At 70.5% G+C, this 23,699-nt stretch carries 17 protein-coding genes; 5 read left to right on the forward strand and 12 right to left on the reverse strand.

Going from position 1 to position 23,699, the window contains the following annotated elements:
- The 6 genes from D7W81_RS24720 to D7W81_RS24745 all read right to left on the reverse strand — a co-directional run.
- Window positions 1–1,052, reverse strand: a 1,052-nt coding sequence (locus D7W81_RS24720; RefSeq protein ID WP_147445605.1) for an ABC transporter permease, incomplete at its 3' end; no start/stop codon positions are given.
- A gap of 4 nt (window positions 1,053–1,056) precedes the next feature.
- Entirely contained in the window at window positions 1,057–2,217 is a 1,161-nt protein-coding gene (locus D7W81_RS24725) for an ABC transporter permease (RefSeq protein ID WP_244227400.1), read from the reverse strand.
- 74 nt (window positions 2,218–2,291) lie between these two features.
- Entirely contained in the window at window positions 2,292–3,047 is a 756-nt protein-coding gene (locus tag D7W81_RS24730; protein ID WP_120557855.1) for an ABC transporter ATP-binding protein, read from the reverse strand.
- Window positions 3,044–4,297 (reverse strand): efflux RND transporter periplasmic adaptor subunit, encoded by a 1,254-nt coding sequence (locus tag D7W81_RS24735; protein WP_120557856.1) that lies wholly within the window; start codon window positions 4,295–4,297, stop codon window positions 3,044–3,046. Before D7W81_RS24735 ends, D7W81_RS24730 begins: the two co-directional genes overlap by 4 nt.
- Complete coding sequence (locus D7W81_RS24740; protein WP_120557857.1) at window positions 4,294–5,619, reverse strand: TolC family protein; 1,326 nt, start codon at window positions 5,617–5,619, stop codon at window positions 4,294–4,296. Before D7W81_RS24740 ends, D7W81_RS24735 begins: the two co-directional genes overlap by 4 nt.
- The gene (locus D7W81_RS24745; protein WP_120557858.1) at window positions 5,616–6,314 is read right to left on the reverse strand and encodes a YIP1 family protein; all 699 of its coding nucleotides are present in this window, start codon (window positions 6,312–6,314) and stop codon (window positions 5,616–5,618) included. Before D7W81_RS24745 ends, D7W81_RS24740 begins: the two co-directional genes overlap by 4 nt.
- 216 nt (window positions 6,315–6,530) lie before the next feature.
- Between D7W81_RS24745 and D7W81_RS24750 the strand changes: the two genes are divergently transcribed.
- Both D7W81_RS24750 and D7W81_RS24755 read left to right on the forward strand, forming a co-directional pair.
- On the forward strand, window positions 6,531–9,125 hold the full coding sequence (locus D7W81_RS24750; RefSeq protein WP_120557859.1) for an AAA family ATPase: 2,595 nt from the start codon (window positions 6,531–6,533) through the stop codon (window positions 9,123–9,125).
- Window positions 9,126–9,232: 107 nt separating this feature from the next.
- Window positions 9,233–10,075 (forward strand): Rossmann-like and DUF2520 domain-containing protein, encoded by an 843-nt coding sequence (locus D7W81_RS24755; RefSeq protein WP_120557860.1) that lies wholly within the window; start codon window positions 9,233–9,235, stop codon window positions 10,073–10,075.
- A 45-nt stretch (window positions 10,076–10,120) separates the two neighbouring features.
- Here D7W81_RS24755 and D7W81_RS24760 read toward each other — a convergent pair whose 3' ends face one another.
- On the reverse strand, window positions 10,121–11,446 hold the full coding sequence (locus tag D7W81_RS24760) for a hypothetical protein (RefSeq protein WP_120557861.1): 1,326 nt from the start codon (window positions 11,444–11,446) through the stop codon (window positions 10,121–10,123).
- 89 nt (window positions 11,447–11,535) lie between these two features.
- On the opposite strand from D7W81_RS24760, the gene D7W81_RS24765 reads away from it, so the two are divergent.
- Window positions 11,536–14,754: a hypothetical protein gene (locus tag D7W81_RS24765; RefSeq protein WP_120557862.1), complete on the forward strand. Its 3,219-nt coding sequence runs from the start codon at window positions 11,536–11,538 to the stop codon at window positions 14,752–14,754.
- Here the strand turns inward: D7W81_RS24765 and nadD are convergent.
- The 5 genes from nadD to D7W81_RS24790 all read right to left on the reverse strand — a co-directional run bounded on the left by nadD (window position 14,751) and on the right by D7W81_RS24790 (window position 19,396).
- Complete coding sequence (gene nadD / locus D7W81_RS24770) at window positions 14,751–15,314, reverse strand: nicotinate (nicotinamide) nucleotide adenylyltransferase (RefSeq protein ID WP_120557863.1); 564 nt, start codon at window positions 15,312–15,314, stop codon at window positions 14,751–14,753. The two genes, D7W81_RS24765 and nadD, sit on opposite strands and share 4 nt — an antisense overlap.
- Before the next feature lie 10 nt (window positions 15,315–15,324).
- A complete protein-coding gene (locus tag D7W81_RS24775; protein ID WP_120557864.1) occupies window positions 15,325–15,999 on the reverse strand; it encodes a hypothetical protein in 675 nt (224 codons plus the stop codon).
- A 7-nt stretch (window positions 16,000–16,006) separates the two neighbouring features.
- Window positions 16,007–17,197, reverse strand: a complete 1,191-nt coding sequence (locus tag D7W81_RS24780) for an exo-beta-N-acetylmuramidase NamZ family protein (RefSeq protein ID WP_120557865.1) — start codon at window positions 17,195–17,197, stop codon at window positions 16,007–16,009.
- A gap of 62 nt (window positions 17,198–17,259) precedes the next feature.
- A complete protein-coding gene (locus tag D7W81_RS24785) occupies window positions 17,260–18,594 on the reverse strand; it encodes an adenylate/guanylate cyclase domain-containing protein (RefSeq protein WP_120557866.1) in 1,335 nt (444 codons plus the stop codon).
- Between the two features lie 67 nt (window positions 18,595–18,661).
- Window positions 18,662–19,396, reverse strand: coding sequence for a tetratricopeptide repeat protein (locus D7W81_RS24790; protein ID WP_120557867.1), 735 nt, complete (start codon window positions 19,394–19,396; stop codon window positions 18,662–18,664).
- Between the two features lie 75 nt (window positions 19,397–19,471).
- Here D7W81_RS24790 and D7W81_RS24795 point away from each other — a divergent pair, with 75 nt between their 5' ends.
- Both D7W81_RS24795 and D7W81_RS24800 read left to right on the forward strand, forming a co-directional pair.
- Window positions 19,472–21,877 (forward strand): endonuclease MutS2, encoded by a 2,406-nt coding sequence (locus D7W81_RS24795; RefSeq protein ID WP_120557868.1) that lies wholly within the window; start codon window positions 19,472–19,474, stop codon window positions 21,875–21,877.
- 80 nt (window positions 21,878–21,957) lie between these two features.
- On the forward strand, window positions 21,958–23,699 hold a 1,742-nt coding region (locus D7W81_RS24800), incomplete at its 3' end, for a putative metal-binding motif-containing protein (protein ID WP_120557869.1).

Genomic DNA, 23,699 nt, shown 5'->3' on the forward strand with positions numbered 1-23,699 from the left:
CCCAACCCCAGCACCCCGCCCACGAGCGACAGCATCACCGCCTCCGTGGCGAACTGGCCCAGGATGCGGCGGCGGCGCGCGCCCAGCGCCTTGCGGATGCCAATCTCCCGCGTCCGCTCCGTCACCGACATCAGCATGATGTTCAGGATGCCGATGCCGCCCACCACCAGCGACAGCAGGCACACGCCCACGCCCGCGAACGCGATGACCTGCGACAGCTCGTTGAAGGACGCCGTCATGGACTCGTTGGTGTGCACCTCGAAGTCGTTCGCCTCCTGCGGCGTGAGGCCCCGGCGGCGGCGCATCAGGTTCACCACCTCGTCCTGCGCCTTCTGGAACGAGTCTCCGTCACGCGCCTGGACGTCGATCTCCACCGAGCGGTTCTTGCCGTAGAACTGCTGGAAGGCGCGCATCGGGACGATGGCCTGGTTGTCCTGGCTGCCCATCCCCATGACGCTGCCGCGCTTCTGCAGCACGCCAATCACCTGGAACGGCCGGCCCTGCAGCCGCACCTCGGAGCCCACCGGATTCATGCCCGGGAAGAGCGTGTCCGCCAGGTCCACGCCAATGACCATCACCGGGCGGCCGTCCAGCGTCTCCGTCTCGTTGAAGAAGCGGCCGTTCGTCACGACGACGCCGCTCGTCACCAGGTACGTGGGCTCCGTGCCCAGGATGCTCACCGAAGGGGGCGTCTCCCGGAACGCCGTGGTCAGCTTCTTGCCCCACTCCTCGGCCATGGGCGTGGCCGCGCCCACCGACGGACACGACTCCAGGATGGCGCGCACGTCGTCGCCGAGCAGGTCCTTGCGCCGGGCGTACTTCGCCCAGTTGATGCGGCCGAAGCCGCTGGGCCACTTCGTCACCTCGAAGGTGTGCGCGCCCAGACTGCCCAGGTTCTTGTTCACCTGTTCGCGCAGGCCTTCGATGAGCGCCATCATCGTGATGACGGTGGCCACGCCAATGACGATGCCCACCAGCGTCAGCAGCGAGCGCAGCGGGTTGCCCAGGAAGGTGCCCACCGACAGCCGCAGGTTGTCCAGGAAGGCACGCATCGCGCTATTCGTAACGGAGCGCTTCCACCGGGTCCAGCTTCGCCGCCCGCGCGGCCGGCCAGATGCCGAACAGCAGGCCCACCAGCGCCGCGAACGCCACCCCGCCCACCACCGTGCTCGGCCGCACGTCCGCCGCCAGCGGCGTGATCAACGACACGACCTTGGCCGTCCCCAGCCCCACGACCGTCCCCAACAGGCCTCCCACCGCGGACACGCTGGAGGCCTCCATCAGGAACTGGAGCACGATGGTGCGCTGACGCGCGCCCAGCGCCCGCCGGACGCCAATCTCCCGCGTCCGCTCACGCACCGACACCAGCATGATGTTCATGATGCCGATGCCGCCCACCAACAGGGTGATGAGCCCCACGCCCGTGGCCACCGCGTAGAGCGCGCCGGTGAGCTGCTCGTAGGTCGCCGCGAGCGAGTCCGTGCGGTTGACGTTGAAGTCGTCCGGCTGGCCCGGCGGCGTCGCGCGCACGCGCCGCATGATGCCCACCAGCTGGTCCTCCACCTTCGCCATCTGGCCCGCGTCCGCCACGGCGATGGCGATCTGCATGGGCCGCCCCTTGCCGAAGCTGGAGTTGAAGGTCTTGAAGGGCATGAACACGGACATGTCCATGTTCTCCGCCACGACCTTCCCCTTGCGCCCCAGCGTGCCCACCACCTGGAAGGCCCGCCCGTCGATGCGCACCGTCTGCCCCAGCGGGCTGATGCTGGGAAAGAGCGAGGCGGCCACGTCCGCGCCCAGCACCGCCACCGCCCGGTTCACCTCTTCGTCCGCGCGGGTGAGGAACCGCCCGGACACCACCTCATAGTTGCCAATGGAGAGGTAGTCGCTCCACACGCCGTTGATGCGCACGTTGGAGACCTGGAGGGCGCCGTGCGCCACGTCGGACGTGCGCATCACCGCCGGGGAGATGGCGGTGATGAAGTCCGCCTGGGCGCGCAGCTGCGCCACCTGCTCCAGCGTGAAGTTCTTCCGGTTGCGGTAGAGCCACCAGTTGCCCTTGATCATCCAGGGGTACTTGGAGATGAACACCGTGTTCGCCCCCAGGGTGGCCAGCTGCTTCTCGAACGACGAGTTGAGCCCCTGGATGATGCCGACGATGGCCAGCAGCGTGGCCACGCCAATACCAATGCCCAGCGTCGTGAGCACCGTGCGCATCCGGTTCGCGCGGAGGGAGAGCACCGCGATGCGGGCCCCCTCCAGCACGTCCACGCGGAAGCCCTGCCCGAACTTCACGCGGTGCCCGCCTGCGGCACCCCGTGTACGCCCAGCGCCACCTGCGGCCCCGGCCCGTCCGCGACGATCTCCCCGTCGCTCAACCGGATGGCCCGGGGACATCTCGCGGCCAGCTTGGGCTCGTGCGTGACGAGCACCAGCGTGTGCCCCGCGCGGTGCAGCTGCTCGAAGAGCTTGACGATCTCCTCGCCCGTGGCCGAGTCCAGGTTGCCCGTGGGCTCGTCCGCCAGGAGCATGGACGGCTCCGACACCAGCGCCCGCGCGATGGCCACGCGCTGGCGCTGACCGCCCGACAGCTCGTTGGGCCGGTGGTGCATGCGGTGCGTGAGCTGCACCTTGTCCAGCGCCGCCTTCGCCCGCTCGCGCCGCTCCTTCGCGCCCATGCCCCGGTACACCAGCGGCAGCTCCACGTTGGCGAGCGCCGTCTCGCGGGGGAGCAGCTGGAACGTCTGGAAGATGAAGCCGATTTCGACGTTGCGGATGACGGCCAGGTCGTCGTCGTCCATGCGCGACACGTCCTTGCCGTTGAGCATGTAGCGGCCGCTCGTGGGCGTATCCAGGCAGCCCAGCACGTTCATGAGCGTGCTCTTGCCGGAGCCGGACTGGCCGATGATGGCCACCCATTCCCCGCGCTGGATGCCAAAGGACACGCCGCGCAGCGCGCGCACCTCCTCACCGCCCACGAAGAAGGCCCGCGTGAGCCCCTCCACCTGGATGAGGGGGCCGGCGTCCGGTGCAGGGGATGACGTCACGACTTGCCCTTCGCCGCGGCCTTCTCCGGCTCGCGCACCGCGTCCCCGTGGGACAGCTCCTTGGACAGCGTGCGGTAGGGGCCCTCCACCACGCGGTCACCGACCTGCAGGCCCTCCAGCACCTCCAGCTCCGTGTCGCTGGCGATGCCCGTGCGCACGCGGCGCACCTGCGCCTTGTTGTCGTTGTCCACCACGAAGACGACCTTGGCCAGCGCCTCCGTGCGGCGCTTGGCGGTGAGCGACGTGCCCTCCACCGGCGCCTGGTAGTCCGGCAGCGAGCGCTCCGCGCGCACCGTGACGGCCTGGATGGGCACGAGCACCGCGTCGTTGTGCGTCTCCGCGCTGATGCGCGCCTCGGCGCTCATGCCGGGGAGCACGCCCGGCGGACGCGCGTCCAGGGCGACGGTGATGGGGAAGCTGGTGACTTCGGCCTCCGTGCCCGGGTTCTTGATGGTGGCCTTCTGGGCGATCTCCACCACGGTGCCGGTGAAGGACTGGCCCTCCAGCGCGTCCAGCGTCACCTCCGCGGGCTGGCCGTACTTCAGGTGCACCACTTCGTGCTCACCCACCTCGAACTTCACCTCCATCTGGTTGAGCGCGGCGATGGTCATCACCACGTCCTCGGAGAAGTCCGAGCCGCGCACGCGCTCGCCCACTTCGCGCGTCAGCTCAATCACGTTGCCGTCGATGGGGGACAGCAGCGTGGTGCGCGCCAGGTCCGTGGACGCCTGCTCCAGGACTGCGTTGCTCTGGGCCACGCGCTGCCTGGCGGCCGCGAGTCGCGCTTCGGCGGTGTCCGTCACGGCCTGGGACTGCTCCACCTCCGCGGCGGACGCGAGCCCCTTCTCCGCGAGCCCCTTCACGCGGACCAGCTCCGCGCGCTGGCGCGCGGTGTCCACCTCCGACACCTGGACTTCGGCGCGGGCCGCGTCGCGGGACGCGGTGGCCTGCTTCACGGCCGCCTCGTAGTAGCGCTTGTCGATCTGCCCCAGCACCTGTCCCTTGGTGATGGCGTCGCCGTCCTTCACCTTGAGGGCGACGAGGTCGCCGGACAGGTTGGAGGAGATCTTCACGGTGGTGGCCGCCTGCACCTTGCCCGCACCGGTGATGGTGCGGGTGATGGTGCCCTTGCGGGCCTTGGCCATCTGGACTTCCTGCGTCGGGGGGGGCCGGTCACGCAGGCCGCCCACGGTGATGGCCACCGCTCCCAGCAACAGCGCGCCGGCGATTGCCGCCTTCCACCACGTCATTGTGATTCTCCCGGGTTCAGCGTGCCCATGGCCCGGAACAGGGCATAGCGGGCGATTTCGACATCAATGCGGCTCTGGAGCAACACCAGCTCCGCCTGGGTCAACTTGAGCTGCGCGTCCCGCACGTCCAGCGTGGAGCCGGCGCCCGCGCGGAAGCGCTCTTCCGCCAGCGCCAGGCCCTGCTGGGCGACCGCGCGGTTGTCCGTCGCGAGCTTCGCGGAGGCAATCTGTCCGTCCAGCACCTGGTGGGCGCGGCGCACCTCCGCCTCCAGCTCCCGCGCCGTCTGCGCGAACGTCAGCTCCGCCTTGCGGATGTTGATCTGGGCGCGCGCGGACTGGGCGTCGGTGTTGAAGCCGTTGAACAGGTCCCACGTCAGATTGATGCCGCCGCTGAAGATGTTGCCGTAGCCGGGCTCGCTGAAGAACGGGCCCGGGGCCTGGCTGTTGTGCGAGTACTGCGCGGACAGGCCCACGCGGGGGATGTAGTCCCCCTGCACGATGGCGCGCTGCAGCTCCGCCACGCGCACGCGCTGCTGGAGCGCCTTGAGCAGGGCGCGGTGCTCGCGGGCCTGCTTGAGGGCGACATCCAGCGCGGGCGCGGGCGCGGGCTCCTGCTGGAGCACGCCGGGGTCCACCGCCTGGATGAGCTCGGTGCCGGGGCGCGCCAGCCACACGGCCAGCTGCACCTGGTCCGCCACCAGCTGGTTCTGGCGCTGCACGATGTTGATGCGGTCGTTGCCCAGGTTGACCTGGGCGGCGATCTCCTCGGACTTGCCCACGCGGCCCGCATGGAAGAGGGCGCGCGCGCGCTCCAGCTGCTCCTCGCTGCTCTTCGCGGTGGCGTTGAGCACGTCCAGCGTGGCCTGGGACAGGAAGAGGTTGAAGAAGCGGCGGATGGCCTCCAGCTCGGAGGTGTCCGCCTCTTCAATGGACTGGTTGCGCGTGGCGTCCACGTTGACGCCTGCCTGCTCCAGCTGCTTCCAGAGGCCGCGGTTGTAGATGACCTGCGACAGGCCCAGGGACGCGGAGTAGCTGTCCGCCGTGTTGGAGCTACTCACCACCTCGCGCGTGACGGTCTCCGTCTCGCTGATGGGAACGCTGAAGACCTGCCGGCGCCGGCCCAGGTAGTTGAGGCTGGGGCCCAGGTTGAGCTGCACCTGGGGCAGGAGGCCGGAGCGCGCCACGCGCTGGTCCTCCTGGGCCACGGCGACGTCCAGCGCGGCCTGGAGCGCCTGGGTGTTCTTGCGGCCCAGCTGGCGCGTCTCCTCCAGCGTGATGGGTGTGGCGGAGAGCAGCGCCGCGACGACGAGGAAGCCGCTCATTGGCCACCGCCCGCGGGCAGGCCGATGAAGAAGACGCCGACGAACATGAGGTAGAGCACTCCGATGAGCACCAGCGAGCGCCCCAGGCGCATACCGGTGGCGGTGGAGAAGCCCACGCCCAGCAGGCCCACGCTCCACAGGTTGAAGAAATCCGCGCCCTTGAGCACGCGCTGCATCTTGGGCGACAGGCCGTCCAGCAGGGCCAGGCTGGAGGGCACGAGCCGCGCCGCGCGCAGGTCGGTGAGCGAGTGCTGGTAGCCCGCGCACACCGCGTAGATGAGGTGGTAGAGCGCGATGGGCAGCAGCGCCACCGCGGCGGCCGCCATCAGCTGCCCGAAGGCCGCGGGCTTGTTGAAGAGCCAGGCCGTGACCCAGAGGATGCACGCGAGCGCCAGCACCATCAGGGGCATCACGATGAGCCCGTTGGCGATGCCGCCCACCAGCGCCTTGCGCGACGCCGTTTGAATCTGCTCAGCGATGTCGGACTCGGACACGCTGGACGCGGTCGAGTCCGTGGGCAGGGTGCTCACGATGGACGCCGTGGCGTCCCAGCGCAGCGCGAAGACGGTGCCGGAGGCGGCGACGCAGAAGGCCAGGATGAGGAGGGGCCACAGCCAGCGCCGGGCCTCGACGGCGGTGCGCGTGCCCCCGAGGGGGTCCACGAAGACGCGCGCCGGTTGGACAAGGGAGGTCATAGGGATGGGGTCTCTGGGCGGATTACGCAGCCCACCCGGCGTGATTGCCCGGTCGCTTGAATTGAGTCGGGAAACGGGCGGGCAGCCAATCGAAATCCGGCCGCGCCCCAAGGTTTATCCTGCCTTGCATCCATCCTGTAGCGGTCTGTAGCCTAAATTTTGCGGCGGGGCGGCGGACGGTGTATTCCGCTCGGCTGTACGCTTGCCGGAGCATGAATGGTCGACAGCACGGATCTCGCCCAGGTTCTCCATGAGGCGCACGACATCGCCCGCAGCGTCGCCCAGAAGCCCACGTCGGCGCACGTACTGCTCGCCCTCTTCACGGTGGAGAACCGGGCCCAGCTCCTCCTGAAGGAGAAGGGCGTGGACGAGGACGCGCTGCTCCAGCTCATCACGGAGGCCCCGGCGGAGACGGGCAACGTGGTGCAGGAGCTGACGGCGCGCGCCCGGGAGCTGGCCACCACCACAGGAGAAGGAGAGGCGCACTGCCTCCACCTGCTCATCGCCATCATCCGAAAGCGCTGCGCCGCGAGCGACCTGCTGGGCCGCACGGGCCTGGACCTCATCTCCCTGTCCAACACCGCCCTCGCCTACTGCACTAACGGTCGTGGGCCGCCGCGCCGCCTCCAGCCGGGCTACGGCCAGGCGGTGGCCACGCGCGCGCCGGTGAGCCGCCCGGTGGGGGCGCCGCCCTCCCCCCTTCCCTCCTCCACGTTCGCGATGAGCGTGCCGCGTCCGGTGCCGACTCCCGCTCCGGTGATGACGCCCCCGGTGACGACCCCGCCGCCGTCCGCGCGCATCACGCCCGCGCTGTCGCCGCGTGACCTCATCGACGTGGACGAGGACGACGTGACGCAGGACGCCGCGGAGCCGGTGCCTCCGATGCCGCGCATGGCGCCCCCCGCGCCGCAGGCCCCGGTCGCCCGCGCGACGCCGCCCGCGCCGCCCCTCGCGTCTCCAGCTCCCCCGGCTCCGGTAGCCCGTCCGTCCACGCCTCCGGCCTCGCAGGCCAAGGGGCAGGCCCTGACGTTGGACGCCAAGGCGTTCCCGATGCTCACGTCGCTGGGCCGCAACCTGAGCCTGGCGGCCCGCGAGGGGAAGCTGGACCCGGTGGTGGGCCGCGCGCGGGAGGTCGAGGAGGTCATCGACATCCTGGGCAAGCGCCGCACCAACAACCCGTGCCTCCTGGGCGAGCCCGGCGTGGGCAAGACGGCGGTGGTGGAAGGTGTGGCGCAGCGCCTCCTGGGCCTGCGCGGCACGCTGGCGGAGAAGATCCTCGTGGAGCTGGACATGGCCACGCTGGTGGCGGGCACGCAGCTGCGCGGCTCGTTCTCCGAGAAGCTCAACGCCCTGAAGGAAGAGGTGCGGCGGGCCGAGGGTCGCGTGGTGGTCTTCATCGACGAGATCCACACGCTGGTGGGCGCGGGCTCCACGGGTGAGGGCCCGCAGGACGCGGCCAACGAGCTGAAGACGGCCATGGCTCGCGGCGAGTTCCCCTGCATCGGGGCGACGACGCACGACGAGTACCGCAAGTTCATCGCGGCGGACCCGGCGCTGGAGCGGCGCTTCACGCCGGTGGTGGTGAACGAGCCGTCGGTGCCGGAGACGGTGCAGATCCTCCAGGGCATCATCGGGCGCTACGAGGAGCACCACGCGCTGCGCTACCTGCCGGAGGCGCTGGAGGCGGCCGCGTCGCTGGCGAGCCGCTACGTGACGGACCGGTTCATGCCGGACAAGGCCATCAGCGTGGTGGACCTGGCGGGCAGCCGCTGCCACCGCGAGGGCAAGCACCGCGTGGACGCGGCGGACGTGGCGCGCGTGGTGGCGAAGCTGGCGGGCGTGCCGGAAGAGCGGCTCTTGATGAAGGACTCCGCGCGGCTGCTCCGGTTGGAGAGTGACCTGGCGGAGCGCGTGATTGGCCACGGCGACGCGGTGGTGCGCATCGCGCGGGTCATCCGCCGCAACTACGCGGGCTTCGCGTCGCGCCGGCCCATGGGCAGCTTCCTCTTCCTGGGCCCCACGGGCGTGGGCAAGACGGAGATGGCGCGGGCGCTGGCGGAGGTGCTGTTCGGCAACCGCGACGCGCTGGTGCGCCTGGACATGAGCGAGATGTCCGAGTCCCACGGCGTGTCGCGCCTCATCGGTTCGCCCGCGGGCTACGTGGGCTTCGGTGAGGGCGGGCAGCTCACGGAGCCGGTGCGCCGGCGGCCGTCGTCGGTGGTGGTGCTGGACGAAATCGAGAAGGCGCACCGCGAGGTGCAGATGCTGCTGCTCCAGGTGTTGGAGGAGGGGCGGCTGACGGACGGCAAGGGCCGGCACATCGACTTCTCGAACACGGTCATCGTGATGACCACGAACCTGGGCGCGGAGGCGTTCAACCGCACGGGCCGCGCGGTGGGCTTCGGCGCGGCGGACGCGGCGGAGGGCAAGGCGCTGGACCTGGCTGCGGACACGGCGCGCAAGGCGCTGCCGCCGGAGCTGTGGAACCGCATCGATGAACGGCTGCCGTTCCGTCCGCTGGCGGAGCAGGAGGTGGCGAAGATCGCCACGCTCATCCTGGCGGAGAGCAGCAAGCGGCTCGCGACGGAGCGCGGCATCGTCTACACGGCGGGCACGGACGTGGTGGGGCACCTGCTCAAGTCCGGCGGCTTCGACCCGATGCTGGGCGCCCGTCCGATGCGCCAGGTGGTGCAGCGGCTGGTGGAAGGTCCCCTCGCGGAGCGCATCCTCTCTGGCGAGTTCGGCGCGGGAGACCGCGTGCGAGTGGCCGTGCAGGCCGGGCAGCTCCAGTTCGCCCGGGACGCCGCCTGACGGTGGCGCGGCAAGGCCGGAGCGCACGGAGCGACGCTGTTCGCTCCGAGCCCGAGAAGCCGGCGCGCGCTCGCACGAAGGGTTCACGGAGCCGGCCCGGATCATCCGTGACGTCGAAGGCAAAGCGCGCTCCCGTGGTCATCGTCGGCGCGGGCCGGCTGGGTGGTGCACTCGCGCTGGCGTTGCAGGCGAAGCGCTGGCCCGTGCGCGTGTACTCGCGCGACGACGCGGGCCGTGAGCGCGCGCGGGCCCTGGGCTTGAAGCCCGCGACTCCCGCGGACCTGAAGAAGGCCCGTGTCTGCGTGCTGTGCGTTCCGGACGCGGCGGTGCCTGCCGTGTCCGAAGCCCTCTCCCGCGAACTGCCGCGCACGGTGGCGCTGGTGCACACCGCGGGCGCCCTGCCCCTCTCCGCGCTGGGGACCCAACGGGGCCGCGCGGTGGGCTCGTTCCATCCGCTCTGCGCCGTGTCCTCCGCGCATGATTCGCTCGCGGGCCACACGGCCGCCATCAGCACGCGCTCCCCTGCCCTGCGTGCCCTGCTCCAGCGCATGGCGGAGGACGTGGGCTTCGCGATGTTCGACGTGCCAGAGGCGCACCGGGCCGCCTATCACGCGGGCGCGGTGCTGAGCGCTGGCGGACTGGTGTCCCTGGCGGACGCGGCCGTGGGCGCGCTGGGCGCGGCGGGCATCGAACCCGAAGCCGCCTTGCAGGCCCTGCTGCCTCTCATGCGCTCGGCGCTGCGCGGTATCGAAGCTCGCGGACTTTCGGGCGGGCTCACTGGCCCCATCGTCCGGGGTGACGCGGGCGTCGTCGCGGCGCACCTCGCGGCGCTGCCCAGCGATATCGCTCCGCTCTACGCACAGCTCTCGCGGCGGGCCCTGCGGCTGGCTTCGGAGCGGCTCCGTCCGGAGCCCCGTGCCGCGCTGGAAGCCCTGCTCGCGAAGAAGTGACGGCGCGCGTCCCGGTGACCCCGGACGCGCGCCCTTCCCACCGGACTAGGTGAGGATGATGCGCGGGCTCTGCAGCGCGCGGCGCACGATGGCCAGCGCCTGCTCGGAGGCGGCCTCGGCCTCCGTGAGGCGGCGCAGGCAGACGTCGCCGGGCACCGACACGGAGCGCTTCAGGTCCGCCAGCAGCGTCAGCGCCGCCTGCAGCATCTCCTTGCCCTGCGGGGACTCCGCGGCCGGCTGACCCGCCGCCTGGGACACGTGCGCCGTGAAGCGCTGGACCGCGTCCATGGTCGCGTTCGGGTCGTACTTCTCCAGCAGCGGCTTCAGCCGGTCCGGGTTGATGCGGATGAGGCGCAGCGCGCCGACCTTCTGGAAGGCCGGGTGCACCAGGCCGATCTCCGACATCTCGAACGCGCCCAGCAGGCCCTCGTCCGGCGCGCGGTGCGAGTGCGGCACCACGTCCACGAAGAGCGCCAGCGGATCCGCGCCCTGCTTGAACGCGTCCAGCTCCTCGTCATCCAGCGGCGGGAAGCTCGCGGGCGTGCCGATGAAGAGCAGCGGCAGCACCACGTCGTGCCAGAACTCTTCCGGAGCGGAGCCCGTGCCGCCCACCGTCGCCACCAGGTGCGTCAGGAGCTCCGCGAGCCGCGGGGCGCGCTCGGCCTGATCCGCCAGCGTCTTGCCCTGCTCCATGCGCTGCAGCGACGTGACGATCTGCCCCTCGAACTGCTGGCGGGCCTCCGGCGGCAGCGGCGGCTGGGTGCGGCCCAGCGCGTCACGCACGTCGCGCGCCAGCGCGTCCGTCTTCGCCTCCAGCGTCTGCTTCGCCTTGGCCTGATCCACCACGATGAACTGGAGGAAGCCCGGGTCGAACAGGCGCTGGTAGTCCTGGGGCGCCAGCCGCTGGGGCTGACCGCCGCCCAGGGCCTGCGCCGGGTTGGTGCCGAACTTCACCTGCCCCAGCGAGCGGCGGATGTCGCTGGCCAGGTCGTCCAGGCGCGTCAACTTGCTCTGCGCCAGCGCGTCCATCACCGCCCCGAACGGGGACAGCATGATGATGGCCTCGGGGAAGCCCAGCGAAGCGCCCTCGGGCGAGTCCCGGTTGGGGAACCAGAAGGCCTGGTGCTCGGAGATGAGGCGCAGCGCGAAGCCGCCCGCCAGGCCCAGCGCCGCGCCCTGGTGGTTGGGGTTGTTCGGGTCGAACCGGCCGCCCAGCAGCTGGATGACCGTCTTCTCCACGTCCGCCCACGGCGCCTTCGTCAGGTCGACCGGCGCGCCGCTGGCCTTCTCCAGCGCGGCGGAGAGCTGGAGCTGCGCATTGTGCACGTGCTGCGGAACAGGGAGCCCCTGGGGCTCGGCGGGTTCGGTCATGGGAAGGTTCCTGTGAGGAAGACGACGCGTTCCCTTACCGTGAAAAACGCGTTCGTGACTACGAATTGTGGTCGTTAGGATGCGCCGCCATGTCAGCTCGTCGCGGGCCTGCCCGCCAGCCCGCCATCCTCGCGTGTCTCCTCCTGCTGACATCGGGGTGTGCTTTCGTCGCACCCCGTTTCCCGCAGAACGTCCAGGCGTCGTTCGCCCGGGACGAGATGCACAAGCTGACGACGCGATCCCTGGAACTGTACTACCCGGCGCACCTGCGTCCGACGGCGCTGCGGGTGGCCGCCCGGATGGAAGGCTGCGTGGACCGGCTGCGCGCCCACGCGTGGAGCAAGGCCGAGCGCAAGCGGGTCCTCGTCTACCTGACGAGCGCGGACTTCAACAACGCGTACGTCCAGTCGGAATTCGCCAGCACGCCGCAGCAGATGGTGCTGCCGCAGCACATGACGCTGGAGCAATTCAACCTGCTGGGGCTGGGCGAGACGGAGATTGGCGACGTGGCCTGTCACGAGTCCGTCCACTACGTGCAGATGCAGCAGGTGGGCGGCATCTGGAACGTCCTCAACCAGGTGACGGGCGGCCTCTTCCAGCCCAACATCTTCACCGAGTCCTGGTTCCTGGAGGGCCTGGCCACCTACTACGAGGGCCAGCTGGGCAAGGACACGGGACGTCCGTACAGCCCGGTGTGGCGCGGCTGGTGGGAGGGCGCGGTGCAGGCCCGGAAGGGCGAGCTCAACGCGGGCTACCTGTCCCCGGAGAACCGCGCGCTGGATCCGTTCGGCGGCAACTACCTGAGCGGGATGAACTTCGTGGAGTACCTGGCCCGGACGTACGGCGAGAAGCGCCTGTGGAAGCTGGTGGAGGAACAGGGCAGCTCCCTCTTCCCGCCCATCGCGGTGACGCTGCGGTTCAAGCGGGTGTACGGCAAGGACATCGGGTCGCTCTTCAGCGAGTTCGAGCAGAGCCTCCAGAAGAACCTCCAGTTGCGCGAGCGCCCCGCCACGCAGCAGGTCGTCGTCCGGGAGGCGGGCTACTTCTCGCGGCTCGCCGCGAACCCGCGCGACGGAAGCACCGCGCTCGTGAGCGTGGGCCGTGAGGAGATCACCCACCTCACCGTGCGCGAGCGCGACGGCCGCGAGCGCTTCAGCCGCGCGCTGGTGCGGCTGCTCCCGGGACGCCGCTGGGTGGTGGCCAGCCCGTCGCTCGTCAGCGGCATGACGTTCAGCCGCGATGGCCAGTGGCTGTACCTGGTCAGCGCGGACGTGGATTCAGTCGGCAGCTACACGGGGAAGCTGTGGCGGGTGGACGCGCGCACGGGCGACGTGGTGCGGCTGTGGGACGGCCTGGAGGGCATGGGCGGCGACGTCACGGTGGACGGCAAGTCCTACGTGTTCGTGGAGGTGAAGGGCGACGCGGCGAACCTCGTGCGGTTGGACCTGGAGACGGGCACGCGCGAGCGGCTGACGGACTTCAAGGCGCACACGGCGCTGGGCACACCGGTGACGTCTCCGGACGGCGGGCGCTACGTGTTCCCCATGGTCGGCGCGCAAGGGTGGGACCTGGTGCTGCGCGAGCCGGACGGTTCGCTGCGCTGGCTCACGCGGGATGGGCTGTTCAACTACTCGCCGCGGTGGCTGGATGACGACCATCTCGTCTTCCTGCGCGAGCACGAGGGGCGGCTCCAGGCCCACGTGATGACGGTGTCCACCCGCCGCATCGCCCGCGCCACCCACGCGCCGATCCTGGTGATGGACGCGGCGCCGGTGGGCGCGGACGCGGTCGTGTTCCTCAACCGCGACGGCATCAACTTCACCGTGGACCGCGCGCCCCTCGCCGAGGCCCTGGCCGAGCTGCGCGCCACACCGGCGTCAGCGTCCGAGCTCGCCGTGGCCGTGCCAGCGTCGCAGCCGGGCTCCGCGCCGGCCACGCCCCAGGCGCCGGAGGCCGGCCTCCAGGCGGGTCCCGCTTCCGCGCAGCCCACGACCTCGCCCGGAACAGGTGCGGCTTCATCCAGCGCCATCGCACCGGGTGCGGATGCACAGGACGGCTTCGCCGCCTTCCCGGGTCAGCCCACGTCCCCGGCGGATGCCGCCGCGCAGGCCCCGTCCGACGCGCCCACGGCATTGGTGGCACCGCCTCCGCCGCCCGTGGATCCCGCGCATGACGTGGACGCTCCCGTGACGCCTCCGGCCGTCGTGGGCCCCGCGGTGGACGTGCTGACGGACGAGCCCTACTCGCCGCTCGAGGGCTTCTTCATCCCGAACTACCGCGTCCCCTACTTCTACACGGTCCCCAACGACGTCGACGGAGAGGACCCGTACTTCGCGGGAGGCATCTCCATCGCGGGCCAGGACCGGCTGGGCTTCCACGCCTACGCGCTGACGCTCACCTACGACATGAAGGAGGAGCAGCCTGGCGTGTCGTTCGCGTACGGCAACGCGCAGCTGTCGCCCTTCTACATCCAGGTTTCCGCGTCGCGCCTGCGCGAGAACGACCGCACGGACCTTCAGGCCACCGCGTTCGCGTCGCGCACCTTCTGGACGACCCCCGTGAGCTTCGGCGTGCTCGCGTTGGATCGCCGCTTCGACGCCACGGACCGCCGGCCGAAGATCACCACGCGCCTCATTGGCCCGGAGGTCTCCGCGTCGTACTTCGCTGGCGAGGGCACGTCCTACGGCGGCACGCAGCGCGGCCTGGGGCTGTCCGTGAGCGGCGGCATCTTCCCGAAGGCCTTCACGCTCGACTCCACGGTGGGCGACGTGCGCCTGGGCGTGGATGGCTACCTGGGCGGCCTGCCCTTCACCGGCAAGGACAACCTCCTGCTCTCCGTCGCGGGCCGCGCCCTGCCCGGCGCGCCCAACGATCTGCTGGAGGTGGGCGGCATCCTCCCGGGCCAGGCCTTCTTCATCAACCGCGACAGCACCAACGAAGGCGGTCTGCCCCTCCAGTTGCAGCCGGGCCTCGCCTTCAGCGAGTACCTGCGCGGCTACGAGGACCACACCTTCCGCGCGCGCAACGTGCTGCTCGCCAACGCGCGCTACCGCTACCGCTTCATCATCGACTACGGCTGGGCGTCCACGCTGTGGGTGCTGCCGTCCCTCTTCGTCAGCCAGGTGGAGCTGGACGGCTTCGGGTCCATCGCGCGCACGGACAACCGGGACAACCACGCGGCGGTGGGCGGCATGGCCACGCTGCGGCTCTCCGTGGGCCAGGCCTACGCGCTCGCGTTCTTCTACCAGTACGCCCACCGCTTCGATGACGGCTTCGGCGACCTGCACCTCATCGGCCTGACGTTCTAGCCGCGCGGTCGTCCCAGGCCGAAGAGCCCCTCCTCGCGCGCCACCGCGAGCACCGCGGAGGGCACCAGCTCCGAAGGCTCCAGGCCGCGCGCCAGCTGGTCGCGCACCTGCGTGGAGGACACCTCCGCCAGCGGCGGTCCCACCGTGTCCGGCGCCGGGTAGCCCGCGCGGTAGAGCACCAGCACGCGCGCCATCCGCTGGATGCGGTCGAAGTCCTTCCAGTTCGGCAGGTCCCGCAGGATGTCGCTGCCGATGATGAGCGAGAACCGCGTGTCCGGGTATCGCTCCACCAGGTACGCCAGCGTGTCCACGGTGCGCCCGCCGCCAGCAAGCTCGCGCTCCACGCGGCTTGTCTGGAGCCAGCCGGACGTCTCGCGGCAGAGCGCTTCACACATGCGCACGCGCGCGTCGAAGGGCTCCAGCTGCTTGCCGAACGGATGGTGGAACGTGGGCATCAGCCATACGGCATCCACGCCCTGCGTCGCATGGACGTAGGAGGCCGCCATCAGGTGGCCCACGTGCGGCGGGTTGAACGAGCCTCCGAGCAGCGCGACCTTCACGGCGGGCCTCTTATTTGACGGTGAGCTTCGTCGAGCGCGAATCGACCTGCAGCACCCGGGGCGGCAGCACCAGGTGTCCATCCAACCGGAACGCGGAGAAGCTCAGGTTGCGCTCCGCCTTCTCCAGGAGGCCGCACGTCTGCTCCGCGGCCCCCACCAGCCGGCCCGGCGTCACGAAGTAGCGCGGGCCAATCTGCACCACCGCCGGCTCCGGCTCCTTGCCGTGGATGAACACCTGGGCGTTGAGCAGGTCGTCCCGCACCAGGTCGTTCTTGTCGTGGACGACGCAGCAGAGCGTGTCCCCCACCAGGTCCATGGCCTTGTTGGCCACGGCGGGGTCCCGGTACGCCAGCGAGTCGCGCTCCGGCACGCGCACGAAGCGCTCCATCACCAGCCGCCGGTCGTCCTCGGACGTCAGGTCCGAGGGGGCCTCGCGGGACGCGGGCGTGCGCCCAAGGCCGTCCTGCGGCGCCACCAGCCACTGCGTCACGTCCGCCAGGAAGTCCGCGTCGGAGTACTCGCGCCCGCCCCGGCCCTTCTGCCGGCGCCACAGCACCCACTCATCCAGGTCCGTGTAGCGTCCGCCCGTGAAGAGGAAGCGCCGGGCGCCCTTGGCCCGCAGCAGCTCGTAGGCCGCGTCGAAGGCGTCCAGGTCGCCGTGCGTATCGGAGAAGACGCCAATCACGTGAGGGTCACCGCCCGGAAGCGTACAGCAGGGCGGGCTCGCGGTGCTTGCGGAAGGCCTCCGTCTGGAGCTCGAAGCCCTCCAGCATCCGGTCCAGGCTCCACCCCTCCTCGATGCCGCGACGCACCTGATCGGTGCCGCACAGCAGGTCGAACGCGGGCACGTCCTCCACGAACTCGTACGCGTCCGCCCGCCAGTCGAAGTGCCCCGGGCCAATGTCGTGCAGCGCCTGGGTGATGGCGATGCCCGTGCGCAGCGGCTTGAACACCTTGCGGTCCGTGACGTGGATGAAGGCCCCGTTGCACGACTGGCCCTGGAACTTGTCGAACGTCGGCGTGAAGCCCACCGGACGGAAGGCCACGCCCGGCAGCCGCTCCATGTCCAGCCGCGCGAGCAGCTTCTCCGAGTCCACCCACGGCGCGCCGAACTGCTCGAAGGGCCGGCAGGTGCCGCGGCCTTCGGACACGTTGGTGCCCTCCAGCTGGCACATGCCCGGGTACACCAGCGCGGTGTCCGCGGTGGGCATGTTGGGCGACGGCGGCAGGAACGGCAGGCCCGTGTCGCTCCAGTACATGTCGCGCGTCCAGCCCTCGCACGGCACCACCGTGAGGTCGCAGCCGAAGCCCTCCAGCGCGTTGAACAGCCGGGCCAATTCCCCCGCCGTCATGCCGTGGCGGTTGGGCAGCGCGTACAGCCCCACGAAGGAGCGGAACTTCTCCCCCACGAGGTTGCCCTCCAGCGTCACCCCGTCCAGCGGGTTGGGCCGGTCCAGCACGTAGAAGGGCACGCGGGCCTGGGCCGCGGCCTTCATCGCCAGGGCCATGGTGTAGACGTAGGTGTAGTAGCGGCTGCCCACGTCCTGGATGTCGAACACCAGCGCGTCCAGCCCCTTGAGCCACTCCTGGCGCGGGGAGAGCGACTCGAAGGTGGAGCCGTAGAGGCTGTGCACGGGCACGCCTGTCTTGCGGTCGCGCGCCTCGTCCACGGCCACCATGTACTGGGCCTCGCCGCGGATGCCGTGCTCCGGCCCGAAGAGCGCCGCCAGCGTCACGCCCTGCGTGCCGGCCAGCAGGTCCGCCAGGTGGCGGAAGCGCGAGTCCACGCTCGTGGGATTCACGATGGCGCCCACGCGCTTGCCCTTGAGCGCGGAGAACCCCTGCGCGGCCCACACATCCAGTCCCGTCTTCACCTTCGTCACGTTCGGTCGCCTCGGTCCCGCCGCCCACGGCATGCGCGGGCAAGGCAGGTCAGGTTCAGAGGTCAGTTCGCCGCCAGGCGCTTGAGCGCGCTCTGGGCCGTCTTCTTCGAGTCACAGGTGCTCAGGCCGAGGAAGCCCCCGGCCGCCCCGTCGTTCGGGCCTCCGTCCTCGGCCAGGATCTCCAGCGCCCCGCGCGCGGACTCCCAATGCAGGTTGGCCAGGGCCTCCGCCGCGCTGGCGCGCACGCCGCACTGCTCGTGCTTCAGGAACGAGATGAGCCGGGACGCCGCGCGGTCGTTGCCGTCCTTGCGCACCGCCAACGCATAGAAGGTCACCGCCAGGCCCCAGTTGCCCTGCGCCTCCTCCAGCCGCCCGTTGAGGTAGCTGCGCTGGTCCGGGTCCTCCAGCTTGATGAGCCGCTTCGCCTCGCTCACGAGCGAGATCTTCTCCTGGCCGGTGGTGCCCTCCACGTCGCGGATGGCCCGCATCGTGGCGCCCCCTCCGTTGACGAGCAGCACCCCGCCCAGCAGCACCACCGCCAGCAGCGCGGCGCAAACGGCCCAGCCGGCCACGGTGGACGACACCTTCGAGGTGATGCTGGCCGGCAGCTTCGCGTACGCGCGCGCCCAGAGCGCATCCGTCGCGGTGCGCGCCTGCTTGCCCAGCACCGTGGCCCGCTGCCCCACCGCCACCGCGCCCGCCGCCGCGCGCTGGCCCACCGCCACGGCGCCCTGCCCCATCGCCGCGCCCACCACCGCCGCGCGCTGGCCCAGCAGGCCCGTGTCCGACACGCGCGCCAGGGCCAGGTTGCCGTACGGCGGCAGCGCGGACGCCTCCTCCGGCGAGGGCAGCACCGCGTCCGGCGTCGGCGACAGCACCCGGTAGGGCGCGCGCGGCACGCGGAAGACGCGGATCTTCCCGGGGATGCCCTTCAGCTCGAAGGCGCCCACCTCCTGGGACGGCACCTCCGCCTTGTTCATGGAGAGGTAGACGGCCTCCGTGAAGAAGACCTCGTCCGCGTCGGTGATGCCCTCCACGCGGGCCGCGATGTTCACCGGCTCGCCGAAGATGTCGTTGTTCTCCACCCGCACCTCGCCCACGTTGACGGCGACGCGGACGTGGATCTGATCCTGCTCCAGCAGCTCCCGGTTGTGGTGCCAGAGCCGGTCCTGGATGGCGATGCCGCTCAGCACGGCCTGCGTGGGGGACTCGAAGGTGACGAGGAACGCGTCGCCAATCGATTTGATGATGCGTCCACCGAACGCCTTGAACAGCGGCGCGAGCAGGGCCTCGTGCACCTGGAGCAGACGCTGGTTCTCCTCCAGCGTCTGCCGACTGGTGCGTTCGGTGAAGCCCTTGATGTCGGTGAAGACGATGGCGAGGTTGGCGGTCTTCAAAGCGGGGGCAGTGTATGCAGCGCGTCGTGCGAAGCAATCGCCGCGAACCGCCCTCCGCCGCGCGTTGTCAGCGCTTGGAAGGTTTGAGGGCCCGCATGTTGCGCTTCTCCGGCGCCGTCAGCTGCGCCCTCACCTTCGCGGCGAGCTGGGGCCTGTCCGTCCGCTCGTAGAACGCCGCCAGGGTCCTGAGGACGCCCGGGTTGTCCGGCTGGGCGTCGCGCGCGGCCAGGAACTCCCGCTCCGCGTCCAGCGTCCGGCCCTGCTTCTCCAGCACCGCCGCCAGCTGCATGCGCACCTGCACCCACGCGGGCCGGGACTTGGACAGGGGGCGGTAGTGCAGCTCCGCCTTGAGCCAGTCCCCCGCCTGCGCCCAGAGGCCCGCGAGCCGGAAGCGCGCGTCGTCATAGGACGGGCGCAGGGCCACCGCCCGCTCGTAGGCGCGGATGGCGTCGAAGGTGGCGCTCCGTTCCTCCAGGAGCTGCCCCTGGAGGAAGTACACGCGAGGGTTGTCCGGGGCCTCGCGCAGCGCGGCATCCAGATGGGTCCCGGCGCGCTCCAGCTCCGAGGCGCTGCCTCCCTTGAGGAGCAGCCGCGCGGCCTCCAGGCGGGGCAATTCCCAGCGGGGCTGGTTAGTAATCAGCCGCTCCAGGGCGACGACGGCTCCCGCGTCGTTGCCCGCGGTCTCCAGCGCCAGTGCGTCCGCCAGCGGGCTGGGAGCCGCGGCCGCCTGCGCCGTCAGGACCGGAGGAGCCGGTGCGTCGGACGCGCCCGCCAGCACCGCCGCCACGAGAACCCACATCATGGTTGGCAGATAGCAGAGCCAGGTGGGCCACCTCAATACTTCCCCTTGACGGACACCCGGCCTCGCATGAAACCCATGACTGTGCAGATTTCCCAAAGGACGTTGGAAGACCTTGGTTTCTCGGAAGTTCTCCGCGCGCTGACGCAGCGCTGTCGCACCGAGCCAGGAAGGGAGCGGGTACTCGCCCGTCCCTTCCTCGACACCGAGGCGGACGTGACCGAAGCGCTGGCGCTCGTCGACGAGGCCCGCTTCCTCTCCCAGCAGCAGTTCTCCATGCCCCTGGGCGGCGTGACGGACCTGCGCACCGCGGTGGGCCACGCGGAGAAGGGCGGCGTGCTGGAGCCCCGGCAGCTCATCGACGCGGCCCAGCTGCTCTTCGCCTTCGCCCGCACGCGTGAGGCGCTGGATGAGCGCAAGGAGCACCTCCCCCGCCTGGTGGAGATTTCGAAGCGCCTGCCCTTCCTGGAGGCCATGGCGCGCCGGTTGGATCAGTGTTTTGAACCGGACGGAACCATCTCCGACCGCGCCAGCCCCGAGCTGAGAGAGGCGCGCGACAGGGCGCGCGGCCTGCACCGGCGCATCAAGACGCGCCTGGACGAGCTGCTCCACGACGAGACGTTCACCCTCAAGCTGCGCGAGAACTACTACACGCTGCGCAACGGGCGTTACGTGGTGCCGGTGGTGTCGAACTACCGCTCGGAGGTGGACGGCATCGTCCACAACGCCAGCCAGACGGGGCAGACGCTCTTCATGGAGCCCCAGGCGATGGTGGGCCTGGGCAACGACCTGGCCATCGCGCAGTCGGAGGTCGCGGAGGAGGAGCTGAAGGTGCTCCAGGAGCTGAGCAAGCTCGTGGGCCGCGAGTCCACGCGCATCCTGGAGGGCCTGGAGGCGGTGGCGGAGCTGGACGAGGTGGAGGCCATCGCCGTCCTGTCCGCGGACCTGGGCGCCACGACGCCCACCTTCGTGGAGGTGAAGGAGCTGCAGCTGCGCGCGCTGCGCCACCCGCGCCTGGTGCTCAAGGACATGGAGGTGGTGTCCAACGACGTGACGCTCACGCAAGACGCCCGGGCGCTGGTGGTGTCCGGTCCCAACGCGGGCGGCAAGACGGTGACGCTGACGGGCGTGGGGCTGTGCGCGCTGATGCTGCGCGCGGGCCTGCCCATCCCGGTGGGCGAAGGGTCGCGGATGCCGCTGTACCGCTCCGTGCACTCCACCGTGGGTGACACGCAGGACCTGTCGCAGGGCCTGTCCTCCTTCAGCGGCCACGTCACCGTGCTGCGCGACATCCTGTCAGAGGTGGCGGAGAACTCGCTGGTCCTCATCGACGAGATCGCCTCGGACACGGATCCGCGCGAGGGCGCGGCCATCGCCATCGCGGTGCTGGAGGAACTGTTGGGCAAGGGGGCGTACGTCCTGGTGACGACGCACCTGGAGGAACTCAAGGCGCTGGCGCACATGGATCCGCGCTTCCTCAACGCGCGCGTGGGCTTCGACTCCAAGCGGATGGCGCCCACGTTCCGGTTGCAGATGGGTGCGTCCGGCCAGTCGTCCGCCATCGACGTGGCGGCGCGGGTGGGCCTGCCGGCTTCGGTGTGCGAGCGCGCGCGGGAGCTGTCGCTCAACGCGGGCGGCCCGCTCACCAAGGCGCTGGCGGCGGCGGAGGACGAGCGGCGCAAGCTCTCCGAGGAGCTGGAGAAGGCGCGCATCGCGGCGAAGGAGGCGGAGGCCCTGCGCGCGGAGCTGGAGAAGCAGAAGGTCGCCTTCGAGCGCGAGCGCAAGGGCCGGATGATGCAGTTCAACGAGGACGTGCACGCGGCCAGCGAGCACGCCGCCCAGGAGGTCCGCGACCTCTTGGTGAAGCTGCGCTCGGAGCAGAGCGAGAAGGCGCTGTCGGAGGCGCGGCAGCAGTTGCAGCAGCGCGCGGACGAGGCGCAGAAGCGCGCGGCGGCGGCCAAGGCGGAGCTGTTCCAGGTGGAGGCCCCGGGGCCCGCGAACCTCAAGGTGGGCGCGTGGGTGCACCACTCCGGCCTGGGCCGGGACGTGGAGATCCTGGAGCTGACGGACGGCCAGGCGGTCGTGTCCGCGGGTGGCGCGCTGAAGATGCGCGTGACCACCACGGAGCTGTCCGGGCCTCGGGGCAAGAAGCCGCAGCAGGCGAAGTTCCCGGAGCGGCAGAAGGGCGAGGCGGCCCTGAAGCGGGCGGCCTCCGCGGCGCCGGCGCAGGTGGACCCCACGCACTTCCGCTGCGACGTGCGAGGCATGCGCGCCGACGACGCGCTGGCGGAGCTGGAGACGTTCCTGGACCAGGGCCTGCGCAAGGGTGAGGAGGCCGCGCTCATCATCCACGGCCACGGCACCGGCGCCCTCAAGCAGGCCATCCGCGACCACCTGGCCGCGTCGCCGTACATCCGCATGTTCCGCCCCGGGGAGAACCACGAGGGCGGCGACGGCGTCACGGTGGTGGCCCTGCGAGGCTGAGTTCCCCACGTTGACCGGGAGTCGGGGTCTTATCGGCCCCGCTCCCCTCCGCCGGGAAGTGTTGGCTACAGTGCGGCGCCATGTATCGGCTCTGCCTGTTGGGATGTGTGGTGTTCCTGGCCGCCTGTGGGGAGAAGGCTCCCGACGAAGGCGCCATCCGGGTGTCCGTGAAGTACGGCTCCTTCAAGCCCGCGTGCGTGCGCGTGGAGGTGAAGGATGCGCAGGGGCACTCGGGCCAGACGGACATCCCCGCCAGTCAGTTCAAGAACGCGGACAAGAAAGAGGTCTTGGTCGCGGTGCGCCGTCAGGCGGACTGGGACACGTCGCTGAGCGTGACGGTGTCTTCGTACAAGGCCGCGCCGGGGGCCGGGTGCGAGGGGCCGTTCGTGGAGCGGCACGAGAGCGAAGGGCCCCTTGCAATCGTCGCCAAGAAGTTCACGCCCTTCAACGTGATGCTGAAGGCGACGGACGAGGACGGCGACGGTTATCTGGCGGGCGTCATGTGGGACGAGCCCGCGGACTGCCAGGACTCGAACCCGGACGTGCACCCGGACATCGAGGAGTCCTGTGACTCCCGAGTGGATTTGAATTGCAACCAGCGGGTGGGCTGCCAGGAGGCGGGCTGCGGCGGCCAGACGTGTAACGACGGCGACGCCTGCACCACCGGGGACCACTGCGAGGGTTCAGGCCTGGAGGCACAGTGCCTGCCCAGTCAGACGACGAAGTGCACCCAGCCCACGGGGGTCTGTGACGCGCCCCAGGCCTGCAATCCCAACACGGGGGTCTGCGAGGCCACGGCCAGCACGGTGGGAAAGAGCTGCGACGACGGGAACCTCTGCACGGACACGGACACGTGTGGAGCGGATGGAAAGTGCGGAGGCACTGCACGCACCTGTGTCACCACCGGTCAGTGTGTCGAGAATCAAGGCACCTGCAACCCTGCCACTGGAGCCTGTGTCTTCACGTCACGCCCGAACACGACCCCCTGTCAGGACCCGCTGACGTGCACCACGGGGGATCGTTGTGACGGGAGCGGGAACTGCGTGGGCACTCCTGGGACCTGCGTGCCGCAGCCGTGCTACCGCGTGAAGCAGCAATGCACGACGAGCACTGAGTGTGAGTACGAGGTGGACCTCAACGGCGCGTGCACCACCTCCGGTGGCGTCCCCGGCGTGTGCCTGGCGACAGCCGAGTGCAGCCCCTTCCCCTACCGGCCCTCGAACTTCGATCCAGGTGCCATTGCAGCGGCGGACATCGGAGAGCTGAAGACCACCGCGAACGTGGAGTTCGACACCACCAATTCCAGTTGGAATCCCGCAGGAGCAGTCTCCACTGCGGCAACACTCAAAATCGTGACGCTTTCCCAAGGAAACGGCAATCCGCCAGTCCTTCTCATTCCGGTGCGGACCCTGGAGTTGAAGGGGAGCCTGACCATCACCGGGCCCTCCCCCGTCATCCTGGCTGTCTATGGCGACGCGACCGTGAACCAGTCCATTCTCGCGACGGGCAGCATCGTGAATCCCAACGCAGCCTGCGGCACGTCCCAGGGAACCGCGGGGACCTTCGGCACCAGTACGGGAGGAGGAGGTGGTGGAGGCGGCAATGCCACTGCGGGCGGAGATGGTGGCAAGGGCTACGACAACGCTCAGCCTCAGGGCGGGGGTGGCCTCCTCCGGCCCTCCGGCCTTGAGCCGCTCCTGGGCGGCTGCCCGGGTGGCAACGGAGGAGGAACGGCTTCAAACCCAGCCCCAGGCGGCAAGGGCGGAGCAGGAGGAGGCGCCTTCCAGCTCTCCGTCGCACGCACCCTGACCCTTTCAAGAAC

The organism is Corallococcus aberystwythensis (assembly GCF_003612165.1).
In the GTDB taxonomy this organism is placed as follows: domain Bacteria; phylum Myxococcota; class Myxococcia; order Myxococcales; family Myxococcaceae; genus Corallococcus; species Corallococcus aberystwythensis.

Bases quoted from the DNA above. Each gene is read 5' to 3' on its own strand.
- D7W81_RS24725 (WP_244227400.1), bottom strand. From the start codon at position 2,217: ATGCGCACGGTGCTCACGACGCTGGGCATTGGTATTGGCGTGGCCACG.
- D7W81_RS24735 (WP_120557856.1), bottom strand. From the start codon at position 4,297: ATGACGTGGTGGAAGGCGGCAATCGCCGGCGCGCTGTTGCTGGGAGCG.
- D7W81_RS24740 (WP_120557857.1), bottom strand. From the start codon at position 5,619: ATGAGCGGCTTCCTCGTCGTCGCGGCGCTGCTCTCCGCCACACCCATC.
- D7W81_RS24745 (WP_120557858.1), bottom strand. From the start codon at position 6,314: ATGACCTCCCTTGTCCAACCGGCGCGCGTCTTCGTGGACCCCCTCGGG.
- D7W81_RS24750 (WP_120557859.1), top strand. From the start codon at position 6,531: ATGGTCGACAGCACGGATCTCGCCCAGGTTCTCCATGAGGCGCACGAC.
- D7W81_RS24760 (WP_120557861.1), bottom strand. From the start codon at position 11,446: ATGACCGAACCCGCCGAGCCCCAGGGGCTCCCTGTTCCGCAGCACGTG.
- D7W81_RS24765 (WP_120557862.1), top strand. From the start codon at position 11,536: ATGTCAGCTCGTCGCGGGCCTGCCCGCCAGCCCGCCATCCTCGCGTGT.
- D7W81_RS24790 (WP_120557867.1), bottom strand. From the start codon at position 19,396: ATGATGTGGGTTCTCGTGGCGGCGGTGCTGGCGGGCGCGTCCGACGCA.
- D7W81_RS24795 (WP_120557868.1), top strand. From the start codon at position 19,472: ATGACTGTGCAGATTTCCCAAAGGACGTTGGAAGACCTTGGTTTCTCG.